Source organism: Erythrobacter sp. SN021, from assembly GCF_021864455.1.
The window spans coordinates 241,430-261,162 of record NZ_JAKKUW010000002.1 but is presented as its reverse complement, the minus strand read 5'-3'; the positions used below and the strand labels follow the sequence as shown (position 1 = coordinate 261,162).

Sequence of the window (19,733 nt, the reverse complement as noted above, 5' to 3'; positions counted from 1 at the left end):
CAGGACGCGAGTACTATGGCTGGCAACGTCAATCACGAATATCACATTCTCGAACCCGATATCTGGCCGCTGATCGGCTCGATTTCGGCGCTCACCTTCACCAGCGGCATGGTGCTCTACATGCACGAAATGGCCAGCGGGCATCTCGTGCTCGGCCTCGGCATCGCTGGCCTGATCGCCACTTTTTTCGCTTGGTTCGGCAATATCGTGAAAGAAGCGGAGCGCGGGGATCACACGCCGATCGTCCAGCTCCACATGCGCTACGGCATGATTCTCTTCATCGCTTCGGAGGTGATGTTCTTCGTCGGCTGGTTCTGGAGCTGGTTCGATTTCGCGCTGTTCCCCAGCGAGATTTCCGAGGTCGTCGGCGGGGTCTTCCCGCCGCAGGCGATCGAAGCGGTGATCGATCCGTTCGGCCTTCCGCTGCTCAATACGCTGATCCTGCTGTGTTCGGGCACCACCGTTACCTGGGCACACCATTCGTTGATCCACGGGGATCGCGAAGGCCTCAAAAAGGGCCTGTGGCTGACGATCATCCTCGGTGCGATCTTCACCGCGATCCAGGCCTACGAATACGCCCATGCGCCGTTCGCTTTCGGTGGCAACACCTACAGCTCGGCCTTTTACATGGCGACCGGCTTCCACGGGTTCCACGTCCTCGTTGGCACCATCTTCCTGATCGTCTGCCTGGTACGTGCCTATAAGGGCCACTTCACCCCGCGCCAGCATTTCGGCTTCGAAGCCGCTGCGTGGTACTGGCACTTTGTCGACGTCGTGTGGCTGTTTCTCTTCGTCACAGTCTATGTCTGGGGCGGCTGGGGCGCTGCCGTCCACTGATGCCTTCCGACAGGCCTGAAACACGCGAAGGGCAGCCCGGTATCGCCGAGGCTGCCCTTCTCGGTTTGTGCCCTCGCTGCGGGGCGAAGACGATGTTTGCCGGCATGCTGGCCTTTTCGAAGACGTGCCGCGCTTGCGGCCTCGACTATTCGCGTTTCAATGTCGGAGACGGGCCTGCGGCGTTGGTGACGCTTGCAGTGGGTACGATCACCGTCGCGCTGGCCATATGGGTGGAGCTGTCTTTGGAACCGGTCTGGTGGGTGCATGCGCTTCTCTGGGTTCCGCTCACCTTCGCACTCGTTATCGGCGGGCTGCGCGTGACCAAGGCGTGGTTGCTCGCCAGCGAATTCCTCAACGATGCCCGCGAGGCTGGCAGGAGGGACCTGTAAATGCGCATTCCGCTGATACCGACCGTGATCGTGGCGGCGGCGATCGCAACGATGGTTGCGTTGGGCTTCTGGCAATTGGGCCGAATGGACGAAAAGGCAGCGCTAATCGCCCGGGCCGAGCAATCTCTGGCAATGTCGGCGGAGGTCGAATATCCCCGCGATCCCGATGCGCTGGAAGGTGTCCTCTATCGGCGCACGACGATCGAATGCGTTGAAATCGAGGGCGTCACCACCGTGGCTGGCACCAGCCAGCGGGGAGAGAAGGGCGTGGCGCAGCGGGCAAGCTGTTCGCTTGCCGATGGCACGAAGCTGCGGGTCGACCTGGGCTTCTCCCGCAATCCGGCCCCGGTGGATTGGGGCGGGGGCACCGTGCGCGGGACCATTGCTCCCGGCGGGAGGATCGTCGCCGCAGAAAACGTCGCGGGCCTTGAATTGCTTGCTCCACCCGATCCGCGCGATCTGCCTGACAACCACCTCGCCTATGCCGGTCAGTGGTTCTTTTTCGCGTTGACCGCGCTGGTGATCTACATCCTTGCGCTGCGCCGCCGTTCGACCCGCGCTAGGGCGGATTAAAGAGCCGCTTGCTTGCCCGCGCCCCTGCGCCCCGCTAACCGCCTTTTCCGATGAAGTACGTTTCAACTCGCGGCAGCGCGCCCGCGCTCGATTTCGCCGGTGTCACGCTGGCGGGCCTCGCCAGCGATGGCGGCTTGTATGTGCCCGAGGAATGGCCGCAATTCTCGCTCGATGAGATCGCGGCGATGCGCGGGCTGCCCTATGCCGAACTGGCGGCGCGGGTGATGCAGCCCTTTGTTGGCGACTGCCTCAGCCCCGACCGCCTTCGCCAGCTTACCGCGAAAGCCTATGGCCGGTTCGCCCATGCTGCGGTTGTTCCGCTGACCCAACTCGATGAGCGGCAATGGCTGCTCGAACTGTTCCATGGGCCGACCCTGGCGTTCAAGGACGTTGCGCTGCAACTCCTCGGCCTGCTCTTCGAGGAGTTTCTCGAACGCGACGATGGCAGCCTGACCATCGTGGGCGCGACCAGCGGCGATACGGGTAGCGCGGCGATCGACGCCGTAGCCGGGCTCGACCGAGTCGAGATTTTCATGCTCCACCCCAAAGGCCGCGTAAGCGATGTCCAGCGCCGCCAGATGACCACGGTGCGCGCGCCCAACGTCCACAATATCGCCATCGACGGATCGTTCGACGATGCGCAGGCGATGGTGAAGCGAATTTTTACCGACCGCGACGTTACCGCAAAGCATCGGATCGGCGCGGTCAATTCGATCAACTGGGCACGGCTGATGGCACAGGTGGTCTATTACTTCGCCGCATCGCTCCAACTGGGCGCGCCGGAACGCAAACTGGCCTTCAGTGTGCCGACGGGTAATTTCGGCGACGTCTTTGCCGGCCATGTGGCCGCGCGCATGGGCTTGCCGGTCGAGCGGCTGATCGTGGCGACCAATGTCAACGACATCCTCCACCGTGCCTTGTCGGCGGGTGACTATTCGACCGACAGCGTGACGCCCACTGCCGCGCCGAGCATGGACATTCAGGTAAGCTCGAATTTCGAGCGCCTGTTGTACGACGTCGGCGGGCGCGATGGCGCGGCCATGGCGGAACAGATGCGTGGTTTCGAGGCCGCAAGGGCAATGCGCCTGACCAATGCGCAGCGGGAAGGCGCCTCTGCCCTATTTACCAGCATGCGCGCAGACGAGGACGATATGGCGCGCGCGATGCGCTGGGCCTGCGAGAATTGCGCGGAGATTGTCGATCCGCACACCGCGATCGGCCTGCATGCCGCGCGTGCAAGCGATTTGTCGGGGGATGTGCCCGTCGTCACGCTGGCGACGGCGCATCCGGCGAAATTTCCGGACGCGGTGGAGCGCGCCACCGGATCGCGCCCGGCGCTTCCCGCACGAGTGGGCGATCTGTTCGCGCGCGAAGAAGCCTATACCGAACTGCCCGGCACCTATGAGGCGGTGCGCGACCATATCCTGGTTCACGCGTCGTGAGCCAACGCGCAACCAACTCCCTTTTCCTTGGGGAGGGGAGATAATGGCCGAACTGCGCCGCAATCCTGTCCTGATGATAGGCGAGGGCTGGGATGCCTATCGCCTGCTCGACAGCGGGCATGGTCGCAAGTTGGAAGCGTATGGCCCCTACCGCTTCATCCGGCCCGAACCGCAGGCCATGTGGTCGCCCCGGCTGGAGCAATGGGATGCGCATGGCGAATTCGTTCCCGGCAGCGACGAGGATGGCGGCGGGCGCTGGCACTATACCAAACAGGTTCCCGACGATGGGTGGGAGCTTGGCTGGGGAGGGGAAGCGCGCTTCACCGCCCAGTGCACACCTTTCCGTCATCTTGGCTTCTTTCCCGATATGGTGCCGGTGTGGGACTGGATGGGCGACCAGCTCGAAGGCTGCACCGACGCCGAAACCATGAACCTGTTCGGCTATACCGGTGTCGGCACGCAGGCGCTCTCGCGCTTCGGGCGCGTGACCCATGTCGATGCGAGCAAGAAGTCGGTCGGCCAGGCGCGCGAGAACGCGGCGCTGGCGGGTCTCGAGGATCGTCCGATTCGCTGGCTGGTCGAGGATGCCGTGAAATACACCGCGCGAGAGGTTCGTCGTGGGCGGCGGTACGATGGGATCATTCTCGATCCGCCCAAATTCGGACGCGGCCCGGATGGCGAGGTCTGGCGGCTGGAAGAGGGCCTGCCCGGGCTCGTCTCCGATTGTCGCCAGTTGCTCGATGGCGATAGCCGGTTTCATTTCCTTACCGTTTATGCCGTGCGGATGAGCAGCCTCGCGCTGGCGGGCCTGCTCGCCGAGGTCTTCGAAGGGCTTCCCGGAGCGATCGAGCACGGCGACCTGGCGGTGCAGGAGGATGGCTCGGGCCGCCTGTTGCCTACGGCGATCTTCGCGCGCTGGTCGAATCCGCGCTAAAGCCCCCCGCAATGAACGATTCGCTGATCCTCGAAGTGGCCGATTTCGAGCATGACGTGCTCACCGGCATATACTCGGAAGAAACCGGCCGCCCCCAGCCGCTGCGCTTTACCATTCAGGTGCGGATGAAACCGCTCGACCACTACGATGCGGACACGCCGCTCGACGATTCGAAGAACTACATGGATCTGAAGTTCGCCGCGTCCGATGCCTTGCCCGAGGGCGTGCATTTCAAATTGATCGAAGCGGTGGCCGACCACGTCTGCGAAACCCTGTTCCTGCAAGATGCGCGCGTTGAGGCGGTGACGGTGAAGATCGTCAAGCTGGCAATTGCCGAAGCGGGCGAGAAGATCGGCATCACGCTCCACCGCGAGCGCCGCGAATGAAGCGCATCGCGGTCGACGGATTGCCCGACGAGCCGCTCGCCGCCGCGGGTGTTTTTCACCAACATTGGCTGGCCCATGTCGAAGGCAGGCTGATAGCGGGGGAGGATGTCTTGCTTCTCCTGCCGCCGACAGATCACGGCCATCGCGAATGGCGGCTGGCGATCGTCGCGGGGCTGGCGCGCAAGCACGCGCCCCGGCGGATCAATATGGTGGCCGGCCAAGGTGAAGCCGTAGACGCTACCGAAGCGTATCTCGCCGGCGCGCCGGGGATCACCGGTCAGTACCTGGAAATCTGAGCCACGAGCGCACACTGCTTCGGACCTGCGGAACGCTCTCGAGGCCGACGATGATTCGATGAGCGACCGGATACCGGTTGCGGGTTCCGGAAGGAGGATCGAGACCGCTGCGATCCGGCATGGTGGAAAAAGCGGTTCTTGTTGATCGGCATCAAGGACCGTGTCCCGGCTTCGGCGCATCCATTGGAACGCAAAGGAGCTGACCATGTCGAAGCGCCTCACCCGTGAACTTGTCGCCAGGCACGCCGTCGCCGCCTGCAAGGTGGAGCGCGGGTTCGAATTGCCGAGGTGGCTCTATATCATGACGGTGGCACTTTATCTGGCCTTCCTCGCCATGATGGCGGCGGGGCTATCGATATCAGAACCGATTTTTCCGGCGCTCGTCTTGGACTGGGGTCTCGCTGAAAGGACGATTGCCGCGTTGACTTGAGCGCGCGGCAAGCCGGGGGGAAGCGCGGGGTCGGGCAACCGGTTCCGCGCTTTTCGCTTGCTCTTCCGCCCGCTAGCGAATTTGCGCGCGCAATCGCTCGAGCACCGCGTCTTCCTCGGCCACCAGCGCAATCACGACATTACGGGCGGCCTCGATGGCCTCGGCGTCCTGCGCCTGCACGCGCGCGGCGGCATAGAGGATGTCGAGGTCGCCCAGCGCGACAGCCGAAGTGCTGCGTGCCGAATCGAGATCGGCCAGCGCAACCTGCGCTGCCGCCCAACTGTCGCTCCCAATGCTGCTTCCGACTGCGGCACCCACCATGCGTTCTGCATCCGGCACCGCACCGAAGAAATCGGCATGGGAACTGCGGACCTGCCCGACCAGTGCCGCGAGCCGCGTGTCGAGATCGCCCGTGAGATCGGTTTCCACCTCGGGAACGTCGAGCTTTCGCCCCGGTACCGGCTGGAAGGTGCCTTCCGCTCGCTCTACGTCGCGAACTGCGAGCGAGGGATAGCGATCCGAGGCGGTACCGGCGCAACCAACTAGCAGCGCAGCGCACAGGGGGGCGACAATAAGCTTGCGATCGATCATCGTGCCCTCCATATCACGCACTCCGCAGCGCGCCAGCGAGGATGCAATTTTCCTCTCGGCAAGCGTTGACTTGGCCCCTCCTTTCGCTTAACGGCACGCTTCTTTCCGGGGCTGCCATAGGCGGCCAGACGGGCGCGCCGTTTATTCGCAAGAGTTCGTCTTGTGGGTTAGGGCACAGCAATTTGAACGAGAGATACGTACCATGTTCGCAGTAGTGCGCACGGGCGGCAAGCAGTACCGGGTTGCCGCCGGAGACAAGATCGCGGTTGAGAAGCTGGCTGGCGAAGCCGGCGACACCATCACGCTGGGCGACGTCCTGCTTGCAGGCGAAGGCGATACGCTTTCGGATGCCGGCAAGGTCACCGTTTCGGCGGAGATCATTGCGCAGGCTAAGAGCGAAAAGGTCATCGTCTTCAAGAAGCGTCGCCGCCACAATTATCGCCGCAAGAACGGCCACCGCCAGCAGATGACCCTGCTGCGTATCACCGACGTCGGCACCGGCACCGCCAAGAAGGCCGCGCCGAAGAAGGAAGCTGCTCCGAAGGCCGATACCGCGGAGAAGAAGGCTGCTCCGAAGAAGGACGCTGCCGAGAAGAAGGCTCCGGCCAAGAAAGCAGCGCCCAAGAAGGCCGCCGCCAAAAAGACCGAAGACAAGAAGTAAGGAACACGGACGATGGCACATAAGAAAGCAGGCGGTTCGTCGCGCAACGGTCGCGATTCAGCCGGTCGTCGCCTTGGTGTGAAGAAGTTCGGCAGCGAGAATGTCGTCGCCGGCAACATCATCGTGCGTCAGCGCGGCACCAAGTTCTATCCGGGCACCAATGTCGGCATGGGCAAGGATCACACGCTGTTCGCCCTTACCGACGGTATTGTGCGCTTCCACAAGGGCAAGCTCGACCGAAAGTTCGTCTCGGTCGACATGATGGCCGAAGCCGCCGAATAACCGGACGCTCCGATAACGGGATCGTCCAAACGGGACGGTCCCAGCCGGGTCCATGATCCGGCAACCGAAGAGGGAGATGGGGCCAACCCGTCTCCCTCTTGTCGTTTCTCCCTCTTCGATTTCGCTGGCGAAACTTTGTTTCGTCATCACGCAATTGTCACGCGTCCGGCCTAGGAGCCCGGAGCGTGGATCCAAGGGGAGAATACCGATGTTCCATGTAACCGAGAGGCTGCTGTTGCGGCCTGCCTGGCCCGAAGATGCGGATGCGCTGTTCGGTGGCATTGCCGACGAAGGCATCGTCCGCAATCTTGCCCGCGCGCCCTGGCCCTATCTCCCCAAACATGCGCGTGAATTCGTCATGCAGGCGCAGGACCCGCACTTTCCGCGCTTCCTGATTACGCTGCCCACCCAGTCGGGATCGGAAGTGATCGGGTGCATCGGTATCGATCCAATGGGCAATGGCGATGTTGAGCTCGGCTATTGGGTTGCCCGTGACCACTGGGGACACGGCTTCGCGAGCGAGGCGGCGCGCGGTGTGCTGGACGTGGCAAAGCTGCTCGGTCACACGCGGATCGTGGCGGGGCACTTCACCGACAATCCCGCTTCGGGGCGCGTCTTGCGCAAGATCGGGTTCGTACCGACAGGCAAGATTGCCGCGCGACATAGCTGCGGCCGGGGCGAAGATGCCGACTGCGCGCTCTATCGGCTTGATCTCGACGACAGTGCCGCCATCGCTCCGCAAATGGCGGCGTGAACAAAGCAAAAGGCCCCGCCGGCGATATGCTGGCGGGGCCTTATCCTCTTTGTAGGCCGCTTACTCCGCAGGCATCAAGGCGTCTTCGAAATCGCCCTCATAAAGCTCGATGAGCTTGCGATCGTCATGATCCCACGGATGGAAGCCGGGCTTGAAGTAAGCCAGCCATGCGGGGAAAATACGGCGGACAACGCCGGGGCTCACCGTGAGATACTTAAGCAGGCCCCATTTGGCTTTCCAGCCGGCGATGCCATCCTGTTTCAGCAGTTCGAGCGAATCGGTCCAACGGTTCTTGAAGAAGCGCGCGGTAACGCTGATCATCACCAGGCTGCGAACTTTCCAGCGCTTCCAGCCCGACCAGTCGCGCGTGGCATGCAGCCATGTGTCATAGGCCACGCCCTTGTGCTCGATTTCCTCGGCCGCGTGCCAGCGCCACATGTCGCGGACCTCCGGATCGGCCTCGGCAAAATGCTTCGGATTGGCGAGGAATTCGGCGGCCATCATGGCCGTATAGTGCTCCAGCGCCATGGTAACGGCCAGATTGGCGATTGCCGGGCGGTCCTTGGTCAGGGCCAGCATCTCGGCCACGCGCGTATCGATGGCCTTGATGTCGTAACCGGCGTCTTCGGCCAGGCGATTGAAGGCGATATGCTCGCGCGTGTGGTTGATTTCCTGTTTGATGAACGCACGAATTTCGGCCTCGAGCTTGGGGTCGGCTCCTTCGCGATGCGCCTTTACCGCTTCGATGAAGAAGGCTTCGCCCCTCGGGAAGGTGGCTGAAAGTGCATTGTGCCATGCGGTACCGAAGGGCTCGCCCGCCCACCAACGGCGCGGGCTGGTGCTGCGGTTGAAACGTTCGTCGCGTACGGTGATAGTCAGGTCGGCCGGAGTCGGCGCGGCTTTACGAACGGTGGTATCGATCGAAACAGGGGCGTTCATCATGGGCTCCGCTGAGTTAACTTACATCAGTGTAAGTAAGGACTGCTTACACCACTGTCAATAAAGAGGTGCTGTGCCTTCCCAGCCTTTGGCCGATGAGGTAGGCCCCCGGCGCATGGCGACACGCAAACGACTTTCTCATGAAGAATCGCGCCTCGCCGCGCTCGCGGCGGCCCGCTCGCTCCTTATCGAGACCGGACCGCAATCGGTGACACTCAAGGCGGTCGCCGCGCGAATCGGGCGTACCCATGCCAATTTGTTGCACCATTTCGGCTCGGCGGCAGGCCTTCAAAAGGCGCTGGCGGGGCATCTGGCGGGCACTGTGTGCGACACGATCATCGACGCCGTCAGGGCAAGCCGGGCGGGGCTGGGCAGCCCGCGCGAAGTGGTCGATCTGGCGTTCGATGCGTTCGACAAGGAGGGTGCCGGGGCGCTCGCGAGTTGGATGATCCTGACGGGCAATGAAGATGCGCTGACGCCGATCGTGGAAACCATCCACCAACTGGTCGACGAGATCGCACCGGAAGAAGCCGCGCATGGCAACGCGCCGATGCAGCTTCACGAAGAAACGCTGGCACTGGTGCTGCTGGCGATGGGCGATGCCCTCATCGGGACGGCCCTTTCTCGCTCGCTGGGATTGCCGGAAACAGCGGCGCGCGACCGGGCGGAGCGGATGCTCGTGCGATCGATGGAGATCCCACCTCCGGCAAAATAGCTTCCTATTCGCGGGGGTGCTTCCAGCGCGGGAGTTCGGCAATGTCGGATAGCTCGCTCTTGGCAAGCGCTTCGTATTCCGCACGCGTTGGCGCGTCCGGTTCGTTCCGAGCGACTTCTACCAGCGCGAGGCGATAAGCTTCGACCAGCGCCTCCTCGGCTGCGATCGGATGGTCGGGCTTTACACCGACATGCTCCCAGTTCGTGCCGGTGACCGGATTGATGGCGCGTCCGGTCGGGATGAAGGCGTAGAACCCATGACCGAGCGACATCGGCTCGCCGGGATTCGCCCCGCCACCCGTGGTCTCCCCGACCAAGGTCGCGCGTTCCTGCGTCTGGAGGTCGTAGGCGAGTTCCTCGCCACCCGAAAACGTATAATCCGACGTCACAACGAAAACGGGTCCAGTGTAACGCGGGGCAGCCGAGCGTACGGTCCAGAAATCGCGTGTGGTGTCCTCAACCCGGTTGTAAATGCTGTTGAGGTGTCGCTCGTCGCCTTGCGCGAAGAAGTGGCTGGCAAGCTGCGCCACGCTGGCAGGATCGCCGCCGCCATTCGAGCGCAAATCGATGATGATCGCGCTCATCCCCGACAGCATCTGCATGGCAGCCTCGTAGCCGGGGGCGACAAACTCTGTCGGCCCGAAGAAGCGGACATCGAGATAGCCGACATTTCCCGGCAATCGCGCAACGCGGTGGATGCCAAAGGCCTGCATGCCAAGCTGCCGCCTGGTTTCGCGAACTTCCTTTTCCGATGGCGCGGCACCACGCTCTTCAGGCGACATTTCGCGAAACGAAGGATCATGGCGCACTTGCAAATGTCGATCGTTGCCCGCTTCGCGCAAATCGCCGCGGAGGGCATCGGCGAAGGCCTGCGGATTGTCGATTCGGTCGTATTTCCCGTTCGCAGAAAGGCGCGCGAGCGTAGCGGATGCACTCTCGGCAATTTGGGGGAAGACATAATTGGAGCGCAATTTCTCTCCCAGCGTCGCTACCACTTCGGCTTTGGCCTTTCCGCTGAACGGTGGATCGGGCGCATCTTGCGCCTGTACTGTGCCGGCGAGAGCGAGTGGAGCAAGAAATGCAGACAGTTTCCTCAACACGGATGTAATCCTCCCAAACAACCCTTTGCGAAACAGAGCCAGTGTGATGGGATTCCGCCCAGTCTTACTCTGCCAATGCCGATTTCAGCCAGTCGGGCGTCATGGCAGGGTCGATTGCATCGAGCCGCAAATGGTCGACCGCCAGATCGAGTTCCGGATAGGCCGCCTTGCGCCGCTTTTCGGCCGATTGGGCGAGCGGGACCACCATCAGGCGCCGGTTGACCTTGCTGCGCCAGTTCATCCGCGCGGTGTTTTCCTGGCCGATATAGCAGCCTTTGGAAAAGCTGACGCCATTCAGCTCGACCGCATTGGTTTCAAGCCACAGGATATCGCCCAGCTCCGCACGGGTTTCAGGGACGCCGAGAGCAAGGCGATGTGCCAGCCACGCCCCGTCCGCCGGACGATCGCCGTCATCCGTCGGTGCAAGCCAACGCTGCCCGAGTGCCGCGTTTCTCGGATCGGGCGCTCCGCCATCGCCCTGATGCGCCTGCCAGTGGACCGCAACCGAAGGGTCGACCGCAATGGCGATCTTGCGGCGTAGGCGATAGAGCGACAGGCGCTTGGCAAGATCCTCCGCCGCATCCGCCTCGCAGTCGATCAGCAGCTCTCCTTCCGCGCCCGGCCAGACGAGGAAATCGAACAGCGTCTTGCCCTGCGGCGTCAGCAGCCCGGCATAGGCGGGCAGGGGGCCTGCGACATCGTTGGTAACGAGGCCCTGCAGGAAGTCGACGACGTCCTCCGCCGGGTCCTCGGTGGAGAGGCGGATCACGGCGCGGTTGGTCAGGCGAGTGGCAGTCATGGGTGACAGATAGGCCGCTCGCCGCCATAGGCAACACCATGGTCGAATCGCTGACAATCCGCCGCCCCGACGACTGGCACCTGCATTTCCGCGATGGCGATACGATGCGCGCGGTGGTGCCGCACACGGCGCGTCAGTTCGCTCGGGCGATTGTGATGCCCAATCTCGCGCCGCCGGTCACCACCACCGCACTCGCCGCCGCCTATCGCGAGCGGATCCTGGCGGCCGTGCCCGAGGGCGTGGATTTCACGCCGCTGATGACCGCCTATCTCACCGACGAGAGCGATGCAGGCGATCTAGCGGCCGGTCATGCGGATGGCGTGCTGACCGCAGCCAAGCTCTATCCGGCGGGGGCGACAACCAATTCAGCCCACGGCGTGACCGATATCGCCAACATCATGGGCGTGCTCGAGCGCATGGCGGAGATAGGCATGCCCCTGTGCGTCCATGGCGAAGTGACCACGCCGGACATCGACATCTTCGACCGCGAAGCGGTGTTCATCGACCGTGTTCTTCAGCCACTGGTCGACCGGCTGCCGAACCTGAAGGTGATCTTCGAGCATATCACCACCATGCAGGCGGTGGCCTTCGTCGAGAGCGCGGGGCCGAACATCGCCGCCACGATCACGCCGCAGCACCTGCATATCAACCGCAACGATATCCTCGTCGGCGGCATCCGCCCGCATATGTATTGCCTGCCCGTGGCCAAACGCGAACAGCACCGTCTGGCGCTGCGCGGCGCGGCGACGAGTGGCTCGGCAAAGTATTTCCTCGGCACCGACAGCGCGCCGCACCATCGCCATGCCAAGGAAAGCGACTGCGGCTGCGCGGGCATCTTCAACGCGCCCTTCGCGCTGGAGAGCTACATCAAGGTGTTCGAGGACGAAGGCGCGCTCGATCGTTTCGAGGCCTTTGCCAGCCTCAACGGCCCGGCCTTTTACGGCCTTGCGCCTAACGAGGAACGGATCACGCTGGAAAAAGCGCCGGTGGAGGTTCCCGCCGAGATCGATGGGGGCGAGGCACCGATCGTGCCTTTCCATGCGGGCGAAACGCTCAGCTGGCGGCTGGCTTCCTAGACCGGGCCACAAGGTCCCAGACGAAAATCGCAGCAGCGGTCCAAATGAAGGCGAAACAGGCTGCCTGCACGGGTTTCAGCTCTTCACCGAAGACCGTCAGGCCGAGGATGAAGACGATGCTCGGTGCGAGGAACTGGATGAAACCCAGCGTCGAATAAGGAAGCTTGCGCGCCGCAATGGCGAAGAGCAGCAGCGGAAAGGCGGTCAACACGCCGCCCGCCACGATCGCCAGGCTCAGCTCGGTCGAAACGGCGAAAGAGGAACCCTGCGTCTGCGCGAAATACCAAGCGACTCCCATGGATGGCAGCAGCAGCAGCGCGGATTCGATGGTCAGCCCGGGGACCGACCCAACATCGACCTGCTTGCGGATAAGCCCGTAGGTCCCGAAGCTCAGCGCCAGCGTCAGACTGATCCACAAAGTCGTCAGCGCGCCCGCGGCGAGCAGGGATACGCCGACCGCCGCAATGCCGACGGCAACCCATTGCGGCCGGGTCAGCTTCTCGCCGAGCAAAAGTGTGCCCAGCAGCACATTCAGCAGCGGGTTGATGTAGTAGCCCAGGCTGGCCGCATAGACCTGGCCATTCTGGATCGCCCAGACATACACGACCCAGTTCACCGCAATCAGCGCCGCACTCGCCGCCAGCCAGCCGAGTGTGCGGCGATTGGCCAGCGCGGCGCGCAATGCGGGCAATTGCCTGCGTATCAGCACGATCAGCAGGCACAGGGGCAGCGTCCAGATGATGCGCCAGCCGACAAATTCGAACGCGGGAACGCTCTGAACGAGAATCAGATAGAGCGGCAGAAAGCCCCAGATGACATAGGCCCCGAAGGCTGCGGCGAGGCCCGTCCGGTCATGCTGGGGTGGGGCGCCTGCGTCCATCGGGGCGCGCTAGGCGGCTGCGGAGAGCCCCGCAAGCCTCAATTCGTCCTCGCTGCGGCCTCGGTTCGTCGAAAATCGCAAATCTGACGACGCCGTTGCATTCGGTTCATCTTTGTGGGCTTAAAGCTTAACGGCATCATCGACGCGGCTGTGGTGGCCAGCCCAAATAAAGAAGGACGAACCCATGTCGACGATTCTCAAGACCGTTTCGCTGGCGCTGGCCACATCGGGCCTCGCCTTTGCCATGCCGGTAAGCGCGGCCCCGGCGCTGCATGCACCCCAAGGGGCTCATGCCACTGTGACCGGCGACATGACCTACGAGCACAAAAAGAAACGCAAGTATCGCCACTACCGAGATCGCGATTACCGCGACTATCGGGATTACCGCGATGATCGCCGCTACGACGCGCGCCCCTATTACATGGGTTACGATCGCCATTACGGCCAGCCCGTCCGCTCGGATACGCGCATCTGGCGCGGGCGTGACGGGCGATATTATTGCCGGCGGGACAATGGCACCACCGGCCTTCTTGTCGGTGCCGGTGTCGGCGCGCTGATCGGTCACGAAGTCGCCGGTCGTGGCGACCGCACGCTCGGCGCGATCCTCGGCGGTGCCGCAGGCGCCTTGCTGGGGCGTACGATCGATCGCTCCAAAACGCGCTGCGGCTGACAATCATTACGAGTTTCGGCCGTGCCCACCCGCGGTCGGATACCACGGTTCCCACCGAGCCGTGCGGGCGTCGTTCGTTCTCCACCGGGAGGGCGGGCGGCGCCCATTAGCTTTCGCGGCGGTCCATGTCCCGCTATGGTGCAGGCCCTGCCGACAGGCTGGAACCCCGGCGGTTCTGGTTCCTATGTCGGCCTCGTTCCAAGCTGAAGGTCTACCTATGAAACGTCGCCTGCTCGTCTCCGTCCTCCCGATCGCCCTGCTTGCCGGCTGTGGCGACAAGGCAGAGGACGAGGCGGCGGGCGACGCCATGGACCCGGCCAGCGAACAGGCGCTCAACGATGAATTGATGACCGATCCGGATCTGGCCGGTCGCAACGAGGCGAATGCCGCCCTGTCGGGGACGGGCAATGCCGCCATCCCGAATATCGACAAATCGCCCCGTGCGATCGAGGCCGCGCGCAGCCGCGCCGCAGAACTGGTCGGCGGGCACAGTAAACTGACATCGGCCCCGGCTGCCAAGGCGCTGGGCGACGATGCCGCACCAAGCGCCGCGATGGTAGCTGCCGCGCGCGCCGCCGTTGCGCCGGGCGACGCGAATTGCGGCGACAGGGTGAAATACACTTCGGCCTGGGCGGCCAAGCTGCCTGCGGCCTTCCCCGTCTATCCCCGTGGCAATACCCAGGAAGCTGCCGGTACCGACGAAGGCGATTGCGCACTGAGGGTCGTCTCTTTCCTGACGCCGGTCGCGCTCGACGAAGTACTGGCATTCTACAGCACGCGGGCGAAATCTGCGGGATTCAGCGTAGAGCATGTCACCAGCGCGGGTGACAACATTCTGAGCGGAACCAAGGGATCCTCGGCCTATGTCGTCTATGGACGCCGACTGCCCGAAGGGGTGACCGAGATCGATCTGGTCACCACCGAGTAGTCCGCGCTCAGCCTTCCTTGATGCCCACGCCGATGCTTGCGCGTGGCTGTTCCATTTCCGTGCTGGCGACAGGATAGGCGCAGTAATCCGCGGCATAGAAGGCAGCGGGGCGGTGATTGCCCGACAGCCCTACACCGCCGAAGGGTGCTGCCGACGATGCCCCATTGGTCGGCCGGTTCCAATTGACGATCCCGGCGCGGATCTCGTGCCAGAACAGTTCGAAATCTTCGGGCTTTCCGCCGATCAGAGAGGCCGAAAGGCCATACCGCGTATTGTTCGCTTCATAGATCGCTTCGTTGAAATCGGCCACGCGGATCACTTGCAAAAGCGGGCCGAACAGTTCGATATCCGGGCGTTCGTGAATCTCGGTCGCATCGAGGATCGCGGGCGACAGGAAGGGCAGCTTCTCGTCGGGCCGCCGCATATGCATGATCGGCTTGCCCCCCCGGCTCATCAGCGCAACGAAGCTTTCGGACAGCAAATCGGCGGTGCCGTTGTCGATCACACAGCCCATGAAGGGCTGCGGATCGGCGAATGGTTCGTCGACGATCAGCTTTTCCGCCAGTTCTTTCACCGCCGGGACGATTTTGTCGAACATCGAATCGACCACGATCAGCCGCCGTGCTGCGGTGCAGCGCTGCCCTGCGGATGTGAATGCCGATTGTACGATCGTTGCCGCGGCATCGTCGATCTTTGGGGTGTCGAGCATGACGATCGGGTTGTTGCCGCCCATTTCCAGCGCGACGATCTTGCCAGGATCGGAGGCCAGCTTGCGATTGATCGCAATGCCCGCCCGCGCTGAACCCGTGAACAGAACACCATCGACCATCCAGTGTTCGACCAGGCCTTGTCCCACTTCGACGCCGCCATGGATGCATTGCACCACGCCTTCGGGGACCTTGGCCTCGTGAAAGCAGCGGGTGAGAAATTCGCCCACGGCCGGCGTTTTTTCGCTTGGTTTGAAGATCACGACATTGCCGGCGATCAGGGCCGGAACGATGTGTCCGTTGGGCAGGTGTGCCGGAAAATTGTATGGGCCGAGCACCGCCATGACGCCATGGGGTTTGTGGCGGAGCGCGGCGGTCCCCTGCAGGGCGCTGTTCAGCTTCTTCTGGCCGGTCCGTTCGGCATAGGCGGTGATCGATATCTCGACCTTGCCGATGACCGATTCCACCTCGGTGCGGGCCTCCCACAGTGGTTTGCCCGTCTCGCGTGCGATCAGTTCGGCAAATTGTTCGGAATGCTTGCGCACCTGATTGGCGAACCGTCGCATGAGTTCGATCCGCCGACCGAGCGGTTCGCGTGCCCAATCGCGCATCGCCTCGCGCGCACGCTCGACAGCGGCGTCGACATTGCCCGATGTGCCGTGCCAGATTTCACTGCCAGTGGCAGGTTCGGTTGAAACCAGATCGGTCGCCATGGCGCTATTCGTATCCTTCATGTCTCTGTATGCGCGGCCTAGGTGGGAGGTTAGACGGGCCGCGTCAATTCAACTCGACGGGAAAGGCCCTGAATGGCCTGCCGGTATGGGGGGTGAGCCATGCGCCTGGCCCATTCTCCGCAAGGCGGCAACCTTGGCTTGAAGGGGCTGCCAATCGTCACCGTCCGCGATGGCGGCCCAGATCGCCTCGACCTCGTCGATCAACATCGATTGCGGCGCATCGTCCTCCCAATAGGGGTGATCGCTCGCGACCGGTGCATACTCCGCGAAGGCATCCGCGAGTTCGCCCGGCACATTCCTGCCCCCGCGATACGAAAAGAAAAACGCATCGGGTGCGATGCCGCTTTCGGTCATCGCTTTCTCGCAAGCCCCGACCAGCGCGGTATCGGCCTTGGTGCCGCGCGATTCAATGCCGAGCCGCCAGCACCACCGTCTGCCGACGGCTGCCATGTAGAGAGGCCCGAACCGCTCCATGGCCGCGATCAGCGGCGGTGCCTCGGCAATCGACCGAAGCGCGACGGCGAACTGGCCGCAGTTCCAGTGCAGCGCTTCGGGCTGGCGGCCAAAGGAATAAAGGCCCTGATGATCGAAATAGGCGGCGGTGAAGCGCGGGTCCCACTTTGGCAGGAAGCGCCATGGGCCGTAATCGAAGCTCTCGCCCGAAATATTCATATTGTCGGTGTTGAGCACGCCGTGGACGAAGCCAGCGACCATCCAGCTCGCCGCAAGATCGGCAAGTCTCTCGACCACCAGATGCATCAGACGGACCGCCGGTTCGTCACGTCCGGGCGCGTCCTCGGGCGGGGGCGGGCCGGGGAAATTGCCGAGACAATAATCGACGAGCTGGGCCATATGATCGGGTTCTTCCAGGGCGAGGAGGCGCTGGAACGTGCCGATGCGGATATGGCCATGGCTGAGCCGGGTCATCACCGCAGAGCGGGTGGGGGAGGGTTCGTCACCCCTCCACAATTCCTCCCCGGTTTCGACCACACTGAAGGTTTTCGATGTATCGACGCCCAGCGCTTCGAGCATCTCGGTCGCGAGAATTTCCCGAACGGCCCCTTTGAGAGTGAGCCGCCCGTCGCCTTTGCGGCTCCACGGCGTCTGCCCCGATCCCTTTGTGCCCAGATCCAGAAGGCGCCCCTCAGCGTCGCGCATCTGCGCATAGAGAAAGCCCCTGCCGTCGCCTATCTCGGGATTGTAGACGCGAAATTGGTGCCCATGATACCGCAGCGCGAGGGGATGCTGGAGGTTGCCCTCGAGCGGTTCGAACCGCCCGAACCGGGCAAGCCATTCGTCATCCGACAACCCGGCAAGGCCCACGCTCGCGGCGTGACGATCGTTGCGGAAGCGCAGGACCGTTTTCGGGAAATCGGCGGGCTCTACCGGATCGCCGATCCAGTGTCCCAGTGTTTCGATGGGTGTATCGGGGCGATAGCTCGCGGCTTGCGGTTCGGCGCGCATACAGCGATAGTGGGCGGCAAGACGGCCCGAAACAAGGGCAGCAACGCAAAGCGACTAAGGTTTTTGCCGCCAGAATGGACATCAGCTATACCGACCGCCATTGGCAGAGCGCCGACGGTCTCACCCTTCACTTCCGCGAATATGGCGCTGCCAACGATCGCCCGCCGGTCGTTTGTCTGCATGGCCTGACCCGGAACGCGCGCGATTTCGATAGTCTTGCGCCGCATATCGCCGGGCAGGGTTGGCAGGTGCTCGTGCCTTCGATTCGCGGACGCGGCGACAGCGACTATTCCGAGGATCCAGCCAGCTACAATGTCGGGACCTATGCGCTCGATGTTCTGGCCCTGCTGGACACGGAGCAGATCGACAGTTTCGTGTCGATCGGCACCTCGATGGGCGGGCTTATCACCCTGATGATCGCGGCGACACAGCCGCAGCGTGTTGCCGGGACACTGCTCAACGATGTGGGGCCGGTGCTTGAGACCGCAGGGCTCGACGCGATCAAATCCTATATCGGCCAGGGGCGCAGTTTTCCGACCTGGATGCACGCCGCGCGCGCGCTCGAGGACGTGCATGGCGCCGCGTTTCCGAACTTCGGGACCGAGGAATGGATCGTCATGGCCAAGCGCACGCTCACCCTGTGCAACAACGGCCGGATCGCCTTCGATTACGACATGAAGATCGCCGAACCCATTCTTGCCGCAGACGAAGCGGCCGTACCGCCCGATCTCTGGCCCGCTTTCGATGCGCTGGCGGAAAAGCCCCTCGCGCTGCTGCGCGGCGAATTGTCGCAATTGCTTTCGGAACAGGCCTTTGCCGAGATGCAGCGCCGCGCGCCGCAAGCCATCTGCGCCACGGTACCCGGCGTCGGCCACGCTCCGACGCTCGACGAGCCGGAAGCGCGTGCCATAGTCGACCGGCTGCTGGCGCTGATCGCGTGAGCCGGGCGCGGGGCGGTGCGGTGCCGCACATCCTTCATTTGCAATCCACCTTCGCCCCCGGAGGCAAGGAAGTGCGCACCGTCCAGTTGATCAATGCGTTCGGGAAAAAGGCGCGGCATACGATCATATCCGCCGAGCCCGACAGGCTGGGCGCCGCGGACCGGATCGCCAAGGGCGTGGATATTCGCCTGCAACCCGAATTTCCCAGCCTCAAAGGCCGGCCCACGCCCGGGCGATTGCAGAAACTTGCCAGGGCGATGCGCGGCTACGATCTCGTGTGCACATACAATTGGGGCGCGATGGACGCAGTCATGGCGCACACGCTGTTCAAGGACCTTCACGGCTTGCCTCCGCTGATCCATCACGAGGACGGTTTCGACGAGAGCGAGGCGAGGAAGCTCAAGACGAGTCGAACCTGGTATCGCCGGATCGCGCTGGGCAGGGCAGCCGGGCTCGTGGTTCCATCCGAGCGGCTCGAGGAAATCGCCCTGGTCGACTGGCAGCAGCCGCTCGGCAGGGTAAAACGCATTCCCAACGGTATCGATACCAAAGCCTTCGCCATGCGTCCCAAAAAGGATGCGCTGCGGCTGATCAAGCATCCGGGCGAATATTGGGTGGGCACGCTGGCCGGCCTGCGTACGGTCAAGAATCTGCCCCGGCTCGTGCGGGTCTTTTCCCAGCTGGCGGACAACTGGCAGCTCGTCATCCTCGGCGAAGGCGAGGCGCGTGAGGCGATTCTGGCTGAAGCCGACCGGTTGCAGATCAATCACCGTGTCCACTTGCCGGGGGCGGTCGATATTCCCGCGCGGGTCATCGGCCTGTTCGACATTTTCGCGCTATCGAGCGATTCCGAGCAGTTCCCGCTATCGGTGGTCGAGGCGATGGCGGCGGGGATTCCCGTTGTCGCACCCGCCGTGGGCGACATTGCGGGAATGGTGTCAGAGGCCAATACGGAGTTCATTGCGCCGCCGGGCGACGAAGAAGAACTGGGCATGGCATTGGTCCAGCTCGCCGTGTCCAAAGAGCTTCGCAAGGAAGTCGGCGAGGCCAATCGGGCGAAGGCAGTTGCCGAATTCGACGAGGCGAAAATGGTTGCGACCTATCGCCGTCTCTATTCGAGCGCGATGCGCATTGACCTGTAAGGCGTTTCAGGCAGCATTCACGCGGGCGGGGACAGGCTTAGCCGACCATTGCCCTCGACCTCGC

At 63.2% G+C, this 19,733-nt stretch carries 24 protein-coding genes; 17 read left to right on the top strand and 7 right to left on the bottom strand.

Going from position 1 to position 19,733, the window contains the following annotated elements; all coding sequences use genetic code 11:
* Positions 1 to 15 precede the first annotated feature (15 nt).
* The 8 genes from L5849_RS05905 (at position 16) to L5849_RS05870 (ending at position 5,287) form a co-directional block, all read left to right on the top strand.
* A complete protein-coding gene (locus L5849_RS05905; protein ID WP_236924818.1) occupies positions 16 to 837 on the top strand; it encodes a cytochrome c oxidase subunit 3 in 822 nt (273 codons plus the stop codon).
* The gene (locus L5849_RS05900; protein ID WP_236924817.1) at positions 837 to 1,226 is read left to right on the top strand and encodes a DUF983 domain-containing protein; all 390 of its coding nucleotides are present in this window, start codon (positions 837 to 839) and stop codon (positions 1,224 to 1,226) included. The genes L5849_RS05905 and L5849_RS05900 overlap by 1 nt, the downstream gene beginning before the upstream one ends.
* Entirely contained in the window at positions 1,227 to 1,799 is a 573-nt protein-coding gene (locus tag L5849_RS05895; RefSeq protein ID WP_236924816.1) for an SURF1 family protein, read from the top strand. It abuts the gene before it with no gap.
* Positions 1,800 to 1,849: 50 nt separating this feature from the next.
* Positions 1,850 to 3,241 (top strand): threonine synthase, encoded by a 1,392-nt coding sequence (thrC, locus tag L5849_RS05890; protein WP_236924815.1) that lies wholly within the window; start codon positions 1,850 to 1,852, stop codon positions 3,239 to 3,241.
* A 43-nt stretch (positions 3,242 to 3,284) separates the two neighbouring features.
* The gene (locus L5849_RS05885; protein ID WP_236924814.1) at positions 3,285 to 4,175 is read left to right on the top strand and encodes a class I SAM-dependent methyltransferase; all 891 of its coding nucleotides are present in this window, start codon (positions 3,285 to 3,287) and stop codon (positions 4,173 to 4,175) included.
* An 11-nt stretch (positions 4,176 to 4,186) separates the two neighbouring features.
* Positions 4,187 to 4,561: a dihydroneopterin aldolase gene (locus L5849_RS05880; protein WP_236924813.1), complete on the top strand. Its 375-nt coding sequence runs from the start codon at positions 4,187 to 4,189 to the stop codon at positions 4,559 to 4,561.
* Positions 4,558 to 4,857, top strand: coding sequence for a Rossmann fold domain-containing protein (locus tag L5849_RS05875; RefSeq protein WP_236924812.1), 300 nt, complete (start codon positions 4,558 to 4,560; stop codon positions 4,855 to 4,857). The genes L5849_RS05880 and L5849_RS05875 overlap by 4 nt, the downstream gene beginning before the upstream one ends.
* Before the next feature lie 205 nt (positions 4,858 to 5,062).
* On the top strand, positions 5,063 to 5,287 hold the full coding sequence (locus tag L5849_RS05870; protein ID WP_236924811.1) for a hypothetical protein: 225 nt from the start codon (positions 5,063 to 5,065) through the stop codon (positions 5,285 to 5,287).
* Between the two features lie 72 nt (positions 5,288 to 5,359).
* Here the strand turns inward: L5849_RS05870 and L5849_RS05865 are convergent, their stop codons facing one another.
* On the bottom strand, positions 5,360 to 5,878 hold the full coding sequence (locus tag L5849_RS05865; protein ID WP_236924810.1) for a hypothetical protein: 519 nt from the start codon (positions 5,876 to 5,878) through the stop codon (positions 5,360 to 5,362).
* Positions 5,879 to 6,080: 202 nt separating this feature from the next.
* Between L5849_RS05865 and rplU the strand changes: the two genes are divergently transcribed.
* The 3 genes from rplU (at position 6,081) to L5849_RS05850 (ending at position 7,575) form a co-directional block, all read left to right on the top strand.
* Positions 6,081 to 6,539, top strand: a complete 459-nt coding sequence (rplU, locus tag L5849_RS05860) for a 50S ribosomal protein L21 (protein ID WP_115416334.1) — start codon at positions 6,081 to 6,083, stop codon at positions 6,537 to 6,539.
* Positions 6,540 to 6,551: 12 nt separating this feature from the next.
* The gene (gene rpmA, locus L5849_RS05855; protein ID WP_067673038.1) at positions 6,552 to 6,821 is read left to right on the top strand and encodes a 50S ribosomal protein L27; all 270 of its coding nucleotides are present in this window, start codon (positions 6,552 to 6,554) and stop codon (positions 6,819 to 6,821) included.
* 208 nt (positions 6,822 to 7,029) lie between these two features.
* Positions 7,030 to 7,575: a GNAT family N-acetyltransferase gene (locus L5849_RS05850; protein ID WP_236924809.1), complete on the top strand. Its 546-nt coding sequence runs from the start codon at positions 7,030 to 7,032 to the stop codon at positions 7,573 to 7,575.
* A gap of 60 nt (positions 7,576 to 7,635) precedes the next feature.
* Here the strand turns inward: L5849_RS05850 and L5849_RS05845 are convergent, their stop codons facing one another.
* Positions 7,636 to 8,514: a metal-dependent hydrolase gene (locus tag L5849_RS05845; protein ID WP_236924808.1), complete on the bottom strand. Its 879-nt coding sequence runs from the start codon at positions 8,512 to 8,514 to the stop codon at positions 7,636 to 7,638.
* Positions 8,515 to 8,629: 115 nt separating this feature from the next.
* Here L5849_RS05845 and L5849_RS05840 point away from each other — a divergent pair, with 115 nt between their 5' ends.
* Positions 8,630 to 9,229 carry a TetR/AcrR family transcriptional regulator gene (locus L5849_RS05840; protein ID WP_236924807.1) on the top strand — a complete coding sequence of 200 codons (600 nt, stop codon included), beginning with the start codon at positions 8,630 to 8,632 and terminating at the stop codon, positions 9,227 to 9,229.
* A gap of 4 nt (positions 9,230 to 9,233) precedes the next feature.
* On the opposite strand, the gene L5849_RS05835 is transcribed toward L5849_RS05840, so the two are convergent.
* Entirely contained in the window at positions 9,234 to 10,328 is a 1,095-nt protein-coding gene (locus L5849_RS05835) for a S41 family peptidase (protein ID WP_236924806.1), read from the bottom strand.
* A gap of 64 nt (positions 10,329 to 10,392) precedes the next feature.
* On the bottom strand, positions 10,393 to 11,127 hold the full coding sequence (locus L5849_RS05830) for a folate-binding protein YgfZ (RefSeq protein WP_236924805.1): 735 nt from the start codon (positions 11,125 to 11,127) through the stop codon (positions 10,393 to 10,395).
* Between the two features lie 38 nt (positions 11,128 to 11,165).
* On the opposite strand from L5849_RS05830, the gene pyrC reads away from it, so the two are divergent.
* Positions 11,166 to 12,203 carry a dihydroorotase gene (gene pyrC, locus L5849_RS05825; RefSeq protein ID WP_236924804.1) on the top strand — a complete coding sequence of 346 codons (1,038 nt, stop codon included), beginning with the start codon at positions 11,166 to 11,168 and terminating at the stop codon, positions 12,201 to 12,203.
* On the opposite strand, the gene rarD is transcribed toward pyrC, so the two are convergent.
* Positions 12,181 to 13,083, bottom strand: a complete 903-nt coding sequence (gene rarD / locus L5849_RS05820) for an EamA family transporter RarD (protein WP_236924803.1) — start codon at positions 13,081 to 13,083, stop codon at positions 12,181 to 12,183. The two genes, pyrC and rarD, sit on opposite strands and share 23 nt — an antisense overlap.
* A gap of 184 nt (positions 13,084 to 13,267) precedes the next feature.
* On the opposite strand from rarD, the gene L5849_RS05815 reads away from it, so the two are divergent.
* Both L5849_RS05815 and L5849_RS05810 read left to right on the top strand, forming a co-directional pair.
* Positions 13,268 to 13,753, top strand: coding sequence for a glycine zipper 2TM domain-containing protein (locus L5849_RS05815; protein ID WP_234041585.1), 486 nt, complete (start codon positions 13,268 to 13,270; stop codon positions 13,751 to 13,753).
* Positions 13,754 to 13,970: 217 nt separating this feature from the next.
* The gene (locus tag L5849_RS05810) at positions 13,971 to 14,681 is read left to right on the top strand and encodes a hypothetical protein (protein ID WP_115416341.1); all 711 of its coding nucleotides are present in this window, start codon (positions 13,971 to 13,973) and stop codon (positions 14,679 to 14,681) included.
* 7 nt (positions 14,682 to 14,688) lie between these two features.
* Here L5849_RS05810 and astD read toward each other — a convergent pair whose 3' ends face one another.
* Together astD and L5849_RS05800 are read right to left on the bottom strand one after the other, a co-directional pair.
* Entirely contained in the window at positions 14,689 to 16,101 is a 1,413-nt protein-coding gene (gene astD, locus L5849_RS05805; RefSeq protein ID WP_236924802.1) for a succinylglutamate-semialdehyde dehydrogenase, read from the bottom strand.
* Between the two features lie 69 nt (positions 16,102 to 16,170).
* A complete protein-coding gene (locus tag L5849_RS05800; RefSeq protein WP_236924801.1) occupies positions 16,171 to 17,586 on the bottom strand; it encodes a protein adenylyltransferase SelO family protein in 1,416 nt (471 codons plus the stop codon).
* A gap of 74 nt (positions 17,587 to 17,660) precedes the next feature.
* Here L5849_RS05800 and L5849_RS05795 point away from each other — a divergent pair, with 74 nt between their 5' ends.
* Both L5849_RS05795 and L5849_RS05790 read left to right on the top strand, forming a co-directional pair.
* On the top strand, positions 17,661 to 18,527 hold the full coding sequence (locus L5849_RS05795) for an alpha/beta fold hydrolase (RefSeq protein WP_236924800.1): 867 nt from the start codon (positions 17,661 to 17,663) through the stop codon (positions 18,525 to 18,527).
* Entirely contained in the window at positions 18,524 to 19,669 is a 1,146-nt protein-coding gene (locus L5849_RS05790) for a glycosyltransferase family 4 protein (protein WP_236924799.1), read from the top strand. Before L5849_RS05795 ends, L5849_RS05790 begins: the two co-directional genes overlap by 4 nt.
* The last annotated feature ends 64 nt before the right edge of the window (positions 19,670 to 19,733 follow it).

What these genes read in the sequence shown, in the direction of transcription:
- L5849_RS05845 (WP_236924808.1), bottom strand. Translation starts at nt 8,514, where the DNA reads ATGAACGCCCCTGTTTCGATCGATACCACCGTTCGTAAAGCCGCGCCG.
- L5849_RS05795 (WP_236924800.1), top strand. Translation starts at nt 17,661, where the DNA reads ATGGACATCAGCTATACCGACCGCCATTGGCAGAGCGCCGACGGTCTC.
- L5849_RS05840 (WP_236924807.1), top strand. Translation starts at nt 8,630, where the DNA reads ATGGCGACACGCAAACGACTTTCTCATGAAGAATCGCGCCTCGCCGCG.
- L5849_RS05900 (WP_236924817.1), top strand. Translation starts at nt 837, where the DNA reads ATGCCTTCCGACAGGCCTGAAACACGCGAAGGGCAGCCCGGTATCGCC.
- rpmA (WP_067673038.1), top strand. Translation starts at nt 6,552, where the DNA reads ATGGCACATAAGAAAGCAGGCGGTTCGTCGCGCAACGGTCGCGATTCA.
- L5849_RS05865 (WP_236924810.1), bottom strand. Translation starts at nt 5,878, where the DNA reads ATGATCGATCGCAAGCTTATTGTCGCCCCCCTGTGCGCTGCGCTGCTA.
- rplU (WP_115416334.1), top strand. Translation starts at nt 6,081, where the DNA reads ATGTTCGCAGTAGTGCGCACGGGCGGCAAGCAGTACCGGGTTGCCGCC.
- L5849_RS05895 (WP_236924816.1), top strand. Translation starts at nt 1,227, where the DNA reads ATGCGCATTCCGCTGATACCGACCGTGATCGTGGCGGCGGCGATCGCA.
- L5849_RS05885 (WP_236924814.1), top strand. Translation starts at nt 3,285, where the DNA reads ATGGCCGAACTGCGCCGCAATCCTGTCCTGATGATAGGCGAGGGCTGG.
- pyrC (WP_236924804.1), top strand. Translation starts at nt 11,166, where the DNA reads ATGGTCGAATCGCTGACAATCCGCCGCCCCGACGACTGGCACCTGCAT.
- L5849_RS05810 (WP_115416341.1), top strand. Translation starts at nt 13,971, where the DNA reads ATGAAACGTCGCCTGCTCGTCTCCGTCCTCCCGATCGCCCTGCTTGCC.
- L5849_RS05830 (WP_236924805.1), bottom strand. Translation starts at nt 11,127, where the DNA reads ATGACTGCCACTCGCCTGACCAACCGCGCCGTGATCCGCCTCTCCACC.
- L5849_RS05880 (WP_236924813.1), top strand. Translation starts at nt 4,187, where the DNA reads ATGAACGATTCGCTGATCCTCGAAGTGGCCGATTTCGAGCATGACGTG.
- L5849_RS05850 (WP_236924809.1), top strand. Translation starts at nt 7,030, where the DNA reads ATGTTCCATGTAACCGAGAGGCTGCTGTTGCGGCCTGCCTGGCCCGAA.
- L5849_RS05875 (WP_236924812.1), top strand. Translation starts at nt 4,558, where the DNA reads ATGAAGCGCATCGCGGTCGACGGATTGCCCGACGAGCCGCTCGCCGCC.
- L5849_RS05815 (WP_234041585.1), top strand. Translation starts at nt 13,268, where the DNA reads ATGTCGACGATTCTCAAGACCGTTTCGCTGGCGCTGGCCACATCGGGC.
- L5849_RS05800 (WP_236924801.1), bottom strand. Translation starts at nt 17,586, where the DNA reads ATGCGCGCCGAACCGCAAGCCGCGAGCTATCGCCCCGATACACCCATC.
- astD (WP_236924802.1), bottom strand. Translation starts at nt 16,101, where the DNA reads ATGGCGACCGATCTGGTTTCAACCGAACCTGCCACTGGCAGTGAAATC.
- L5849_RS05870 (WP_236924811.1), top strand. Translation starts at nt 5,063, where the DNA reads ATGTCGAAGCGCCTCACCCGTGAACTTGTCGCCAGGCACGCCGTCGCC.
- thrC (WP_236924815.1), top strand. Translation starts at nt 1,850, where the DNA reads ATGAAGTACGTTTCAACTCGCGGCAGCGCGCCCGCGCTCGATTTCGCC.
- rarD (WP_236924803.1), bottom strand. Translation starts at nt 13,083, where the DNA reads ATGGACGCAGGCGCCCCACCCCAGCATGACCGGACGGGCCTCGCCGCA.
- L5849_RS05905 (WP_236924818.1), top strand. Translation starts at nt 16, where the DNA reads ATGGCTGGCAACGTCAATCACGAATATCACATTCTCGAACCCGATATC.